Annotated in this window: 13 protein-coding genes; 8 read left to right on the top strand and 5 right to left on the bottom strand. The window is 75.3% G+C overall.

What is annotated here, in order from left to right; translation table 11 throughout:
* Positions 1–593 precede the first annotated feature (593 nt).
* The 3 genes from VKA29_RS23215 to VKA29_RS23205 are packed head-to-tail and all read left to right on the top strand — an operon-like array spanning position 594 to position 2,989.
* Positions 594–1,235: an alpha-ketoglutarate-dependent dioxygenase AlkB gene (locus tag VKA29_RS23215; RefSeq protein ID WP_324787875.1), complete on the top strand. Its 642-nt coding sequence runs from the start codon at positions 594–596 to the stop codon at positions 1,233–1,235.
* Between the two features lie 36 nt (positions 1,236–1,271).
* Complete coding sequence (locus VKA29_RS23210) at positions 1,272–2,513, top strand: ROK family protein (protein WP_324787874.1); 1,242 nt, start codon at positions 1,272–1,274, stop codon at positions 2,511–2,513.
* Positions 2,514–2,536: 23 nt separating this feature from the next.
* Complete coding sequence (locus VKA29_RS23205) at positions 2,537–2,989, top strand: RpiB/LacA/LacB family sugar-phosphate isomerase (protein WP_324787873.1); 453 nt, start codon at positions 2,537–2,539, stop codon at positions 2,987–2,989.
* Between the two features lie 7 nt (positions 2,990–2,996).
* Here VKA29_RS23205 and VKA29_RS23200 read toward each other — a convergent pair whose 3' ends face one another.
* A complete protein-coding gene (locus VKA29_RS23200; protein WP_420718544.1) occupies positions 2,997–3,713 on the bottom strand; it encodes a DUF5701 family protein in 717 nt (238 codons plus the stop codon).
* A 226-nt stretch (positions 3,714–3,939) separates the two neighbouring features.
* Between VKA29_RS23200 and VKA29_RS23195 the strand changes: the two genes are divergently transcribed.
* From VKA29_RS23195 to VKA29_RS23180, 4 genes are all read left to right on the top strand, one after another.
* The gene (locus tag VKA29_RS23195; protein ID WP_324787872.1) at positions 3,940–4,416 is read left to right on the top strand and encodes a hypothetical protein; all 477 of its coding nucleotides are present in this window, start codon (positions 3,940–3,942) and stop codon (positions 4,414–4,416) included.
* 171 nt (positions 4,417–4,587) lie between these two features.
* The gene (locus VKA29_RS23190; protein ID WP_324787871.1) at positions 4,588–4,881 is read left to right on the top strand and encodes an SHOCT domain-containing protein; all 294 of its coding nucleotides are present in this window, start codon (positions 4,588–4,590) and stop codon (positions 4,879–4,881) included.
* The gene (locus VKA29_RS23185; protein ID WP_324787870.1) at positions 4,878–5,624 is read left to right on the top strand and encodes an ABC transporter ATP-binding protein; all 747 of its coding nucleotides are present in this window, start codon (positions 4,878–4,880) and stop codon (positions 5,622–5,624) included. The genes VKA29_RS23190 and VKA29_RS23185 overlap by 4 nt, the downstream gene beginning before the upstream one ends.
* The gene (locus VKA29_RS23180; RefSeq protein ID WP_324787869.1) at positions 5,624–8,185 is read left to right on the top strand and encodes an ABC transporter permease; all 2,562 of its coding nucleotides are present in this window, start codon (positions 5,624–5,626) and stop codon (positions 8,183–8,185) included. The genes VKA29_RS23185 and VKA29_RS23180 overlap by 1 nt, the downstream gene beginning before the upstream one ends.
* Positions 8,186–8,401: 216 nt before the next feature.
* Here VKA29_RS23180 and VKA29_RS23175 read toward each other — a convergent pair whose 3' ends face one another.
* Together VKA29_RS23175 and VKA29_RS23170 are read right to left on the bottom strand one after the other, a co-directional pair.
* Positions 8,402–8,926: an ATP-binding protein gene (locus VKA29_RS23175; protein ID WP_324787868.1), complete on the bottom strand. Its 525-nt coding sequence runs from the start codon at positions 8,924–8,926 to the stop codon at positions 8,402–8,404.
* A 241-nt stretch (positions 8,927–9,167) separates the two neighbouring features.
* Complete coding sequence (locus VKA29_RS23170; RefSeq protein WP_324787867.1) at positions 9,168–9,491, bottom strand: hypothetical protein; 324 nt, start codon at positions 9,489–9,491, stop codon at positions 9,168–9,170.
* Positions 9,492–9,820: 329 nt separating this feature from the next.
* On the opposite strand from VKA29_RS23170, the gene VKA29_RS23165 reads away from it, so the two are divergent.
* Positions 9,821–10,945, top strand: coding sequence for a PLP-dependent cysteine synthase family protein (locus VKA29_RS23165; protein ID WP_324787866.1), 1,125 nt, complete (start codon positions 9,821–9,823; stop codon positions 10,943–10,945).
* Between the two features lie 3 nt (positions 10,946–10,948).
* Here the strand turns inward: VKA29_RS23165 and VKA29_RS23160 are convergent, their stop codons facing one another.
* Both VKA29_RS23160 and VKA29_RS23155 read right to left on the bottom strand, forming a co-directional pair.
* Entirely contained in the window at positions 10,949–11,419 is a 471-nt protein-coding gene (locus tag VKA29_RS23160; protein WP_324787865.1) for an SRPBCC family protein, read from the bottom strand.
* Between the two features lie 128 nt (positions 11,420–11,547).
* The gene (locus VKA29_RS23155) at positions 11,548–12,366 is read right to left on the bottom strand and encodes a DeoR/GlpR family DNA-binding transcription regulator (RefSeq protein ID WP_324787864.1); all 819 of its coding nucleotides are present in this window, start codon (positions 12,364–12,366) and stop codon (positions 11,548–11,550) included.
* Positions 12,367–12,486 lie beyond the last annotated feature (120 nt).

Genomic DNA, 12,486 nt, shown 5'->3' with positions numbered 1-12,486 from the left:
CGGAGAGGGCCGTCCGGCGTCGCCCGGGAGGAACCGCGCCGCCGCGGCCCGTCCGGCCCCGGCCCGCCCGGTCCCGGCCCGTGGGGCCTCGGCCCGTCTGGCCCCGGCCCGCCGGGCCCCCGGCCCGTGGGGCCTCGGCCCGTGGGGCCTCGGCCCGTGGGGCCTTGGCCTGTCCGGCCCCGGCCCGCCCGGTCCCGGCCCGTGGGGCCTCGGCCTGTCCGGTCCCTGCCCGCCCGGTCCCGGCCCGTGGGGCCTCGGCCTGTCCGGTCCCGGCCCGCCCGGTCCCGGCCCGTGGGGCCTCGGCCTGTCCGGCCCTGGCTCGCCCGGTCCCGGCCCGTGGGGCCTCGGCCTGTCCGGCCCTGGCTCGCCCGGTCCCGGCCCGTGGGGCCTCGGCCTGTCCGGCCCTGGCTCGCCCGGTCCCGGCCCGTGGGGCCTCGACCCGTCCGGCCCTGGCTCGCTTGGTCCCGGCCCGTGGGGCCTCGGCCCGTCCGGCCCTGGCTCGCTTGGTCCCGGCCCGTGGGGCCTCGGCCCGTCCGGCCCCGGCCCGCCCCGCCCGGCGAGGGCACGCAGCGGGACGGGGCACGATGGAAGACATGGATGCCGGACTGTTCCCCCGGTTCCGCGCCGAGGTCGCGCCCGGCGCGGTGCACGTACCGGACTGGCTGGACGCGGCGGGTCAGCGGGAGCTGCTGCGGGCGTGCCGCGCGTGGGCCCGCCCGCCCGCCGGCCTGCGCACCGTCCGCACGCCCGGCGGCGGCACGATGTCCGCCCGCCAGGTCTGCCTCGGCCGGCACTGGTACCCGTACGGTTACGCCGCCACGGCCGTCGACGGCGACGGCGCCCCGGTGAAGCCGTTCCCGGCATGGCTCGGCGACCTGGCCCGCCGCGCCGTCGCGGACACGCTGGGGACGACGACACCCCCCTACGACATCGCGCTGATCAACCACTACGACGCCGACGCCCGCATGGGCATGCACCGCGACAGCGACGAGAGGTCCGACGCGCCGGTCGTCTCGCTCAGCCTGGGCGACAGTTGCGTCTTCCGCTTCGGCAACGCCGAGACCCGCACCAGGCCCTGGACGGACGTCGAACTGCGCAGCGGCGACCTGTTCGTCTTCGGCGGCCCGTCCCGGCTCGCCCATCACGGCGTGCCCCGGGTCCATCCGGGCACCGGGCCACCGGAGTTGGGGCTGGCCGGACGGCTGAACGTCACGCTCCGGGTCGGCGGCCCGTAGCCCGGCGCGCCCGCGGATCATGGGAGACTCGCCCTCATGAGCGGCAAGGCGGACCCCCGGCCGGCGGGGGAAGGGACCACCTCGAGGACGCGGCTGGACCGGGGGCGCGGCGCGCTCGGCCCCGCGTTGGAGCTCGTGCACACCGGACGGGCGCCCACCCGGGCCGTGCTCACCGCCGAACTCGGGGTGACGCGGGCCACGGCCGGCGCGGTCGCCGCCGAGCTGGAGGCGCTCGGGCTGATCCGGGTCGACGCCCGGCCCGGCGCGGCGGCCGGCTCGCAGGGCAGGCCCTCGCACCGGCTGGAGATCGCCGAGGAGGGTCCGGTCGCCCTCGCCGCGCAGGTGCACACCGACGGGTTCCGGGCCGCGCTGGTCGGCCTCGGCGGCCGGATCGTCGCCACCGCGCCCGGCTGCGAGACCGTCGACGCCGATCCGGCGAAGGTGCTCGGCTCGGTCGTCGACGCCGGCGCGCGGCTGCTGCGGGAGACCGGCCTGCGCTGCGTCGGCGCCGGACTGGCCGTGCCGTCCGCGGTCGCCGAGCCGGAGGGCCTCGCCCTGAACCCGCTGCATCTCGCCTGGCCCGTGGGCGCGCCGGTGCGGCGGATCTTCGCGGAGCGGGTGCGCGAGGCCGGGATCACCGGACCGGCCTTCGCGGGCAACGACGTCAACCTCGCCGCGCTCGCCGAGCACCGGCACGGGGCGGGCCGCGGCGCGCGGGACCTGCTGTGCGTGGCCACCGGGCACCGCGGCGTGGGCGGCGCGCTGGTGCTGGACGGGCGCCTGCACACCGGGAGTTCGGGCCTGGCGCTGGAGGTCGGCCACCTCACCGTCAACCCCGCGGGCCGCCCCTGCCACTGCGGCAGCCGCGGCTGTCTCGACGTCGAGGCCGACCCGCTGGCCTTCCTCACGGCCGCCGGCCTCGACCCCGGCCCGGAGGTGTCCCTGCTGCAGCACGCCCGCGACCTGATCCGCGACCACTACGACACCCCGTCCGTCCGCGTGGCCGCCGAGACCCTCATCGACCGCCTCGGCCTCGGCCTGGCGGGCCTGGTCAACATCCTCAACCCCGACCGCATCATCCTCGGCGGCCTGCACCGAGCCCTCCACGACGCCGACCCCGACCGGCTGCGCGCGGTGGTCGCCGGCCGCAGTCTGTGGGGCCAGAGCGGCGGTGTGCCCATCCTGGCCTGCAGCCTGGACCACAACAGCCTGGTCGGCGCCGCGGAGCTGGCGTGGCAGCCGGTCCTGGACGACCCCCTGGCCGCACTGGCGGCCTGAGCCCGAAGGAGCCCGGACCGACCATGCGCATCTCCGTTTCCTCCGACATGGACGAGCCGGTGGCCCGCCTCCTCGTCGACGAACTGCGCGGGCGCGGCCACGAGGTGGTGACCCACGGGGCGCTGAAGGCCGGCGACGACCCGCAGTGGGCCGTGTGCTCCCGGGCCGCGGCCCGGGAGGTCGCCGCCGGGACGTCGGAGCAGGCGGTCGTGTGCTGCTGGACCGGCACCGGCGCGTCCATCGCCGCGAACAAGGTGCCCGGGGTGCGGGCCGCCCTGTGCACGGACGCCGGCACGGCCGACGGCGCCCGCCGCTGGAACGACGCGAACGTACTGGCGCTGAGCCTGCGGCTGACGTCCGGACCGCTGCTGACGGAGATCCTCGACGCCTGGTTCGCCGCCGAGCCCAGCGAGGATCCCGAGGACCGCGCTAACGTGGCCCTCCTCGACACCGACCCCCCGTCCCGCCTGCGGTGAGACGGGCCTACCGAGCCCCGCCCCGGCGGTCCGCCGCCGAGGCGAAACCGAGCCAGGTGTGCCGGTTGCCCGCCCAGCACCAGCCGACCTTGGGCGCGTTGCGGCGCTCGCGGCCGTCCCGCCCGGTGCCGTTGCTGATCCAGACCGCCGGGGTACGGGCGTCCAGCACGCCGCCCGCCTTGCGCAGCCGGGAGCCGATGGTCATGAAGCAGTGGTTGCGCTCCAGGACGGCGGGCTGCTGCAGCACCCAGTGGATGCCCTCGGTGAGCAGTAACGGGGTGCGGGCCTCCTCCGTGAGGGCGGGCAGCGCCTCGTTCGGGCTCCAGTCGGCCATGTGGTCGCCGCGGTCCAGGCCGGTGAGGACGTGGAGCGGGGAGTCGGGCAGCACGACGCTGTCGAGCGGGGCGAAGAGGTCGACATCCGTCATGTCCGTCACGACGAAGCCCGGTTTGCCGTCATGGCGAAGCAGCGGCGCGAGGACGGACGCGGGGGCCAGGTCCGGGTGCACGGTGAGCAGGGCGCCCTCCCCGCCCGCGACGGCCTCGGCCGCGGCGGCGAAGGCGCGGAGCCGGGCGGCGGGCAGCCCCGCCGACTGATGCACCCCCAGTTCGATCAGACGTTCGGCCTGCGTGCTCAGGGCCGGGAGGGCCGGGAGAACGGTGGACGTGGCGGAGGCGACGGCGGCGGTGGAGGTGGTGGATGCGGCGGACGGGTTCGCGGGCACGATGCTCCCAGGGATCACGAAGTCGATGGGTCCGGGCAACGAAACGGCCCGCCGGATCGTTCCCGACGCGTCCTCGTCCGCGTGTCGACGGTGACTCAGCGCAGGCATTCGGGTGCGGAACCGTACATACTGACAGGTAACGTCCACGGGGCCGCCGCGCCCAGGGCCGAACGGCCGGCAACCGCCGCCCGCCGCCCGCGTGTCCCCTTCAGTGAGGGAGGCCGACATGACGACAGACAAGACACCGCGCGGGCCGCACCGGCGGACCGTCGCACTCTCCGCCGCAGCGCTCGTACTCACCACCCTGGCCACCACGGGCTCCGTCGCCACCGCGGGCGCCGGAGCGTCGGCGCCCACCCGCAGGGCCCCGCAGTCCCGGGACGTCGCGACATCGGTTCTCGGCACGGACTACAAGGTCACGCTCACCGCCCTGCGGTCCACCTCCGACAAGTACGCCGCCACCGTGCGCCTGCGGGTCTTCGTCCGTGACGGCGGGGCCTGGAAGGAGTCCGACCACATCACGGTGGGCAAGGCCGACGGCTGGTTCTGGTTCCCGCTGACCGGCAGGCACGCGGTCCGCGAGTTCGCCACCGCGAGCACCGAGCCCGCACCCGTCGACGTCAGCCTGCTGGTCACGCCGTCGATCGGCTACTCCGACACCTTCCACTACCTCATCAGCCACGGGGACGTCACCCCCCGCTGAGCCGGACCGGGAAGCAGCCGCCCGCCGCCCGCGTACTCCCCCCGCGGTAGGCGCGGTGCCGCTGGCCGTACGACGACCGGGGCCCCCTCCGGGGACGACCCTCGGAAGCGACGGGACGACGAGGCCACCGCCTCCGTCACCTCCATCGCGACTCCGAGGAGCTGAACCGACATGCAGACCCTGGCGCACTTCGGCGACGGCGGGCCAGGCCCGTGGATCCTGCTGTTCCCACTGGTCTGGGCGGCCGTCGTGACCGGCGCCGTCACCCTGCTGCGCCGCACGGTGCGGCGCGGACGCGGCGGCGCCCCGTGGCGGCCCACCCTCCAGGAGAACTCACCGATCACCGTGCTCGGCCACCGCTTCGCCTCCGGTGAGATCGACGAGGACGAGTACTGGCGCCGGCTGTCCGTCCTGGACGAGCAGTTCGGCCGCACCGGCAGGGGCGGCAGGGGCGGTGCGGCATGACCACGACGACCGGCACCCGGACGGCCGCCCGGGTCGTCGACGCCGTCAAGGTCTACGGCCGCGGCGACACCGCGGTCAGGGCCCTGGACGGGGTGAGCGTCGACTTCCCGGCCGGCCGCTTCACCGCGATCATGGGGCCCTCGGGCTCCGGCAAGTCCACCCTGATGCACTGCGCGGCCGGCCTCGACACGCTCACCTCGGGTGCCGCCTTCGTCGGCGACACCGACCTGGGCGGCCTCGACGACCGGCGCCTGACCCTGCTGCGCCGCGACCGGGTGGGTTTCGTCTTCCAGGCGTTCAACCTGGTGCCCACGCTGACCGTCCTGGAGAACATCACGCTGCCGCTGGACCTCGCGGGCGAGGGCGGCGACCCGGAGTGGACCGACGCGCTCGTCGACATCGTCGGCCTGCGCGACCGGCTGCACCACCGGCCCGCCGAGCTCTCCGGCGGCCAGCAGCAACGCGTCGCCGTGGCAAGGGCGTTCGCCGGCCGCCCGGACGTGGTCTTCGCCGACGAGCCGACCGGCAACCTCGACTCACGCTCCGGCCAGGAGGTCCTCGGGCTGCTCGGCCGCACCGTGCGCCGCACCGGCCGCACGGTCGTCATGGTCACCCACGACCCGGTGGCCGCCGCCCACGCCGACGAGGTCGTCTTCCTCGCGGACGGACACCTGGTCGACCGGATGGACGCGCCGACCGCCGACCGGGTCCTGGACCGGCTGAAATCCTTCGAGGTGCGCTGATGAACGCCTCCGTCCGCCTGAGCGCGGCCTCCCTGCGCACCCACAAGCGGCGCTTCGCCGGCACGTTCCTCGCCGTGTTCCTCGGCGTCGCCTTCCTGGCCGGCACCCTCGTCATGGGCGACACGCTCCGCGCCGGCTTCGACACCATGTTCGGCGACGCGGCCCGCGGCACCGACGCCGTCGTCCGCGGCGCCGGCGCCGTCACCGCGCCCGGTGAGGGCCAGGGCGTGCGCCGGCCGGTCGACGCGCACCTCGCCGACGCCCTCGCCGCGGTGCCGGGCGTGGCCGCCGCCGAGCCCGACATCCAGGGCGCCGGCCAGCTCGTCGGGGCCGACGGAGAGCCCGTCGGCGGCCAGGGCCCGCCCACCGTCGCCGGGAACTGGATCGCCGACCCGGAGCTCAACCCCTACCGGCTCGCCGAGGGCCGCGCCCCGCTCGAGCCCGGCGAGGTCGTCGTCAACCGCGGCGCCGCGAAGAAGGGCGGCCTGCACATCGGCGACACCACGACCCTGCGCACACCCGACCCGGTCCGGGTGACGGTCGTCGGCCTCGCGACCTTCGGCGGCGAGGACGGCATGGCGCAGGTGACCTACACCGGCATGACGCGGGCCGACGCCGAGAAGTACCTCACGGCCAGGCCGGGCGAGGCGGCGAGCATCCTCGTACGGGCCGAACCCGGCGTGGGCCAGCGCCAGTTGGTGTCCCGTCTGACCCGCGCCCTGCCCGCGGGCGTCGAGGCGATCACCGGCCAGGAGTCGGCGCAGGAGAACACCGACCTGGTCTCCAGCCGGTTCCTCACCCTCTTCACCACCTTCCTGCTGGTCTTCTCCGGCGTCGCCCTGCTGGTGGCGACCTTCTCCATCCACAACACCCTCGCCATCGTCACCGCCCAACGCACACGCGAGAACGCCCTGCTCAGGGCACTCGGCGCCACGCGCCGCCAGATCACCGCGGCGACCCTGCTGGAGGCTGGCGCCGTGGCCGTCACCGCGTCGGCGGCCGGGCTGGCGGGCGGCATCGGCGTCGCCGCGGGACTCCGGGCGCTGTTCCCGGCGATCGGCTTCCCCTTCCCCGACGGCGACCTGGTGATCGGCGCCGTGTCGCTGGCCCTGCCGCTCGCGGTCGGCGTCCTGGTCTGCCTCGGCTCCGCCCTCCTGCCCGCCGTACGCGCCGGGCGCACCGCCCCGCTGGCCGCCCTGCGCGAGACGGCCGTCGACCGCTCCGGCGCCTCCCGCACGCGGGCCGTGGCCGGAGCGGGCCTCGCCGTCATCGCCGTCGCCGTCACGCTCACCGGCGTCCTGGCCGCACGGTCGCTCTGGGCGGCGGGAGCCGGCGCCGTCCTGGCGCTGGTGTCCTTCGTGGTCCTCGGCCCGGTCCTCGCCGGCGCGGCCGTACGCGCCCTCGGCGGCCCCCTCGGCCGGCTGCGCGGCGTCACCGGGTCCCTCGCGCGGCGCAACGCCCTGCGCAGTCCCCGGCGGACGGCCGCCACCGCCACCGCCCTGATGATCGGGGTGGCCGTCGTGTCGCTGTTCACGGTGTTCGCGGCCTCGCTCAAGGCGACCATGGACCAGACCGTGTCGCGGTCCTTCGCGGGCGACGTGGCCGTGAGCACCCCGTCGTTCGGCGCGGGCGGCAGCGGACTCAGCCCCCGGCTCGCCGCGGCGATCGGCCGCCTGCCCGAGGTGGACACCGCCGTGGGGCTCGGCCGCGGCGTGGCCGAAGTCGACGGCAAGGGGAGGGCGTTGACGGTGACCGACCCGGTAGCCCTGGAACGCACCTTCGACCTGGGCGACATCGACGGCTCCCTGCGCCACCTCGGCGCCGACGGCATCGCCCTCACCAGGAAGGAGGCCGAGAGGCAGCGCCTCACCACCGGCGACACGGCGCGGCTCGCCTTCGCCGACGGCCGGACGGAGACGTTCACCGTCCGCGCCGTCTACGGCCGCTCCGAACTCGCCGGCGACTACGTCATCACCCGCGCCGCCTGGGCCCCGCACCGCACGCAGGACGCCGACAGGCTCGTCGCGGTCACCTTCCGGGACGGCGTGCGCGCCGACGCGGGCAGGGCCGCGGTGCGGAAGGTCGCCGCGCGCTACGGCAACCCCGAGGTGCAGACCCGCGCCGAGTACGCGCGCTCCTCGGCCGGCGGCATCGACATGATGCTGACCCTGGTCTACGCGCTGCTCGCGCTCGCGGTCCTCATCGCGCTGCTGGGCATCGCCAACACCCTCACCCTGGCGGTCCACGAACGCACCCGCGAACTGGGGCTGTTGCGGGCCGTCGGCCAGACCCGCCCCCAACTGCGGGCCATGGTCCGCTGGGAGTCCGTCCTGGTCGCCGCCCTCGGCACCGTCAACGGTCTCGCCCTGGGCACCTTCCTCGGCTGGACCCTGGTCGAAGCCTCCGACGGAGCGAGCGACAGCGCCTTCGCGTTCGCCGTCCCGCCGGTGCGGCTGCTGACCGTGGCGCTGGTCGGCCTGGCGGCCGGAGTCCTGGCGGGCCTGCGCCCGGCCCGGCGGGCGGCGCGCCTGGACGTCCTGCGCGCCATCGCCGCCGAGTGACGGCGACGGCCGACCGGCGGTGGCGGCCGACCGGCGGTGGCGGCCGACCGGCGGTGACGGCCGACCGGCGGTGACGGCCGAGTGACCGTGGCGGCCGATCGGCGGTGACGGCCGACCGACGATCCCCGGCGGTGGCGGGGCCCGGTGCTCCCTCGCCCCCACGCACCGGCCGCCGGGCGGCAGCGCGGGCGCGGGCCGGGATGTCTCACCGCCCGGTCAGCCTGCGACGGCGGACCGGGCGGGAGCGTGTGCGTTCCTGCGGCCGTCGGCCACGGGCTCGACCTCGGCGAACCGGCGGGCCGGCGTGTCGGCGGTGCGGCGCGGGGGGCGGGCGGCGGCGGTGACCGGCGAGGTGGGCAGGGTGAACCAGACCACCTTGCCCGACTCGCCGTCCGGGCGCGCGCCCCAGCTCTCGCTCATGGCGGCCACCATGGCGAGCCCGCGCCCGCTGGTGGCGCCGGGGCCGACGTCCCGTACCTCGGGGAGCCGGGGGTCGTGGTCGTGCACCGAGACCATGAGCCGGTCCAGCAGCAGCTCTATCTCGACGGTGCACACCTTGTCGGGTTGGGCATGCCGGTGGACGTTGGTCAACAGCTCCGTCACACCGAGCGCGGCGCGGTCGATGAGGGTGTCCAGATGCCAGTAGCGCAACTGCGCTGAAAGGATTCTGCGGACCTGGCCGATCCGCGACGGCAGGGCTTGCAGCTCCACCGCGCAGTGCCTGCTTGGGTGACTGATCACGGCTGCGACTCCCCGACTTGAAGGGTCCGGAAGAACACGGAGTTCGGATCCAGCAGCGCCAGAATGGGAAAGGCCGCCTGCTGTCGTGCCCGGCGGGCTGGTTCGCAGCGTTATCGCCGGTAAACCCAGAGTGACGTGTGACCAGCGTGACGCAAGGGGCGCGACACCGCAACTCGCGCGGACCGTCCGCGGATCCCGCGCGTCCCGCGTCGGCCGGTCCGCCAGGGCGGCGCGACCGCGCTCAGCCGCCATGCCGGGCCGCGTTGCGGACGGCCTCGATGAACCGGCGTGCCGCGGGAGGTCCTGGCTCGCCCGGAACGGGGTCGTGATCGCCCAGGGTCAGCAGGTACCGCTTGCCGCCGAGGTCCGCGAGCGCCCGGTCCTGCGGCGCGAACCAGGGCCGCGAGGCGCGCACCGCCCGCACCGGCGCGCTGTCGATCTCGCTGCCGTAGCTGGTGAGCAACTCGACCCTGCCGCCGCTGATCCGGACCTGTCCGGCCCGGGTGAGCGAACGCAGCCGCTTCCCGATCCGCACGCCCGTGGCCGTGAACTCCGGCTCGGCCATGCCGCCCACCCCCTCGTACGTGTCCGGCGCGCCGGACCGCGCGCCCGGGCGGGCCGCGGCCCAGCTCGAATGGTGATCCGGTGTGGCTCCGTCCGCTGCAGTCTGCCCGCGCCCGGCGTCGGGCACCAGCGCGCACGGGGGCCTCACCCAGCGCGCCCGGAGCACACGCGCGAATGCGCCCCCACCCCCTTGCGCCCCCCGTGCCCCAGGCCGGTCTTTGGGCCGCTCAAAGAAGCGTTTATGCAGGTGAGAAGCGTGCGCGAGGTGTCTATCATCGGGGCGACGGCCGTACCTTCCCCGGTGTGCGGCCCCGCGTGAGGAGCACCGCCGTGACCATTTCGCAGCAGATCCCGAACGGCGTGACCCTCGACATCGACCGCAGCGACGACGCCTACCGCGGTTGGCTGAAAGAAGCGGTCCGCAAGGTTCAGGCGGACGCCAACCGTTCCGCCGACACCCACCTGCTCCGGTTCCCGCTGCCCGAGAAGTGGGGGGTCGACCTGTATCTGAAGGACGAGTCGACGCACCCGACCGGCAGCCTCAAGCACCGGCTCGCCCGTTCGCTCTTCCTCTACGCCCTGTGCAATGGCTGGATCCGGCCCGGCCGCCCGGTGATCGAGGCGTCCAGCGGCTCGACGGCCGTCTCGGAGGCGTACTTCGCCAAGCTGATCGGCGTGCCCTTCATCGCGGTCATGCCGCGCACGACCAGCGCCGAGAAGTGCCGTCTCATCGAGTTCCAGGGCGGAGAGTGCCACTTCGTGGACGACCCGCGCGGCATGTACGAGGAGTCGGCCCGACTGGCGGCCGAGACCGGCGGCCACTACATGGACCAGTTCACCTACGCCGAACGGGCCACGGACTGGCGCGGCAACAACAACATCGCCGAGTCGATCTTCCGCCAGCTGGAGCTGGAGCGGTTCCCCGAACCGGCCTGGATCGTCGCCACGGCCGGCACCGGCGGCACCTCGGCGACCATCGCCCGCTACGTCCACTACATGCAGCACGACACCCGCGTCTGCGTCGCCGACCCGGAGAACTCCTGCTTCTTCGACGGCTGGAGCACCGGTGATCCGGACATCACCTGCGACTGCGGCTCCCGTATCGAGGGCATCGGCCGCCCCCGCATGGAGCCGAGCTTCCTGCCCGGCGCGATCGACCGCATGATGAAGGTGCCCGACGCGGCCGCCATCGCCGCCGTGCGGGCACTGGAGCGGGTCATCGGCCGCCGGGCCGGCGGCTCGACCGGCACCGGGCTGTGGAGCGCGCTGAAGATCGTCGCCGAGATGGTGGCCGAGGGGCGCCGGGGGAGCGTGGTGACGCTGCTGTGCGACCCGGGCGACCGGTACCTGGACAAGTACTACTCGGACGCCTGGCTCGCCGAACAGGACCTGGACATCGCGCCCCACACCGCGGCGATCGAGTCCCTGCTGCGGACCGGAGTCTGGTCCGGCTGAGGTTCAGCCCGCCAGGCGCCGGTCCAGCGAGGTGACCGCGTCCCGGAAAGCGCGGCCCACGCCCGCCCGAGCGGCCTTCACCACCAGCCGGAAGGGAGCCGACCCGTCCGCGGCGAAGGTCCACCGCACGCGCGTTCCGCCGCCGGCGGGCACGAGCCGCCACTCCTCCGCGAGCGCCCGTGGCCCCGGCGCGCCGGTCGCGTCCACACGGTAGGCGTACACCCGCCCCTTCTCGGCGGCGAGGACCGTCTCCTCCAGACGCGTGCCGCCCCTGAGCCGGATCTCGCGCCGGGCCCCGTCGTCGAGCGGCCGGGCCGCGGTCACCGCCGCGAACCACTCCGCCCAGCCCGGCACGTCCTCGGCCAGCGCGCGGTACACCGCGTCCGGGGCCGCGCGGACCTCCCGGGCGAAGACCAGCCGGACGGGCGCGGTCTCGAGGAAGTCGAGCCCGACGGGACGCAGTCGGCGCGGCATGGACATAACCCCCTTGAGGGAAGGGCGGTCGGCCTGTCGGCGGCACCATAACCGGCGGCCCGCCGGATGTCTGCACCTTCGGCCGGACCTCTGGACCGTCCGGCCGGATGCCCGCCCGTCCCGCCGGATCAGTCCTCCGGCCCGCCCGCCACCACCAGCTGCCGCAGCTGCTCCGAGATCTCCGCGCGGGCCGGTTCCGGCAGACCCGCGTCCGTCACCAGGGTGTCGACCTGCTCCAGCTCCGCGAACGAACTCAGCCCCACCACACCCCACTTGGTGTGGTCCGCCACCACCACCACACGCCGCGCCGACTGCACCAGCCGGCGGTTGGTCTCCGCCTCGGCGAGGTTCGGCGTCGACAGACCCGCCTCGACGGATATGCCGTGCACCCCGAGGAACAGCAGGTCGAAGTGGAGCGCCCCGATGGCCCGGTCGGCCACCGGTCCCACCAGCGAGTCCGACGGAGTGCGCACGCCACCGGTCAGCACCACCGTGGCCGCGCCCTGCCGGGGGCCCGAGGTGCGCTGCGAGGCGTGGAAGACGTCGGCCACCCGCACCGAGTTGGTGACGACGGTGAGGTCCGGCACGTCGAGCAGATGGTGGGCCAGCGCGTACGTCGTCGTACCGCCCGACAGGGCGATCGCGGTGCCCGGCGCCACCAGTTGGGCCGCGGCGCGCGCGATGTCCTCCTTGGCGGTCAGCTCCAGCCCCGACTTGGCCTCGAACCCCGGCTCGTGGGTGCTCGCCTCCACCACGGGCACCGCGCCGCCGTGCACCTTCTCCAGCATGCCCTGCCGGGCCAGCGCGTCCAGGTCACGGCGTACCGTCATGTCCGACACGCCGAGCTTGCGCGTCAGCTCGTTGACGCGCACGCCGCCCCGGCGTCGCACCTCGTCCAGGATCAGGGCGCGCCGCTGCTCCGCGAGGAGGTTCTGATTCTCGCTCACGTACGCTCCGGTCCTTTCGTCAAGCGGTCCACCACACCCTGCGCGTGCTCCCCGGATCCTCGGCTCCGCCCGAACCCGGGAGGACCCTCGTCGACCAGGACGTTCTCCCGGCCCCGGTGC

It is taken from the genome of Streptomyces sp. H51 (assembly GCF_035656535.1).
Lineage (GTDB): Bacteria > Actinomycetota > Actinomycetes > Streptomycetales > Streptomycetaceae > Streptomyces.
Note: the sequence above shows the minus strand (reverse complement) of the source record. Positions and strands in the feature narration are given on the sequence as shown.

Bases quoted from the DNA above. Each gene is read 5' to 3' on its own strand.
- VKA29_RS23185 (WP_324787870.1), top strand. From the start codon at position 4,878: ATGACCACGACGACCGGCACCCGGACGGCCGCCCGGGTCGTCGACGCC.
- VKA29_RS23210 (WP_324787874.1), top strand. From the start codon at position 1,272: ATGAGCGGCAAGGCGGACCCCCGGCCGGCGGGGGAAGGGACCACCTCG.
- VKA29_RS23205 (WP_324787873.1), top strand. From the start codon at position 2,537: ATGCGCATCTCCGTTTCCTCCGACATGGACGAGCCGGTGGCCCGCCTC.
- VKA29_RS23215 (WP_324787875.1), top strand. From the start codon at position 594: ATGGATGCCGGACTGTTCCCCCGGTTCCGCGCCGAGGTCGCGCCCGGC.
- VKA29_RS23195 (WP_324787872.1), top strand. From the start codon at position 3,940: ATGACGACAGACAAGACACCGCGCGGGCCGCACCGGCGGACCGTCGCA.
- VKA29_RS23170 (WP_324787867.1), bottom strand. From the start codon at position 9,491: ATGGCCGAGCCGGAGTTCACGGCCACGGGCGTGCGGATCGGGAAGCGG.
- VKA29_RS23180 (WP_324787869.1), top strand. From the start codon at position 5,624: ATGAACGCCTCCGTCCGCCTGAGCGCGGCCTCCCTGCGCACCCACAAG.
- VKA29_RS23160 (WP_324787865.1), bottom strand. From the start codon at position 11,419: ATGCCGCGCCGACTGCGTCCCGTCGGGCTCGACTTCCTCGAGACCGCG.
- VKA29_RS23190 (WP_324787871.1), top strand. From the start codon at position 4,588: ATGCAGACCCTGGCGCACTTCGGCGACGGCGGGCCAGGCCCGTGGATC.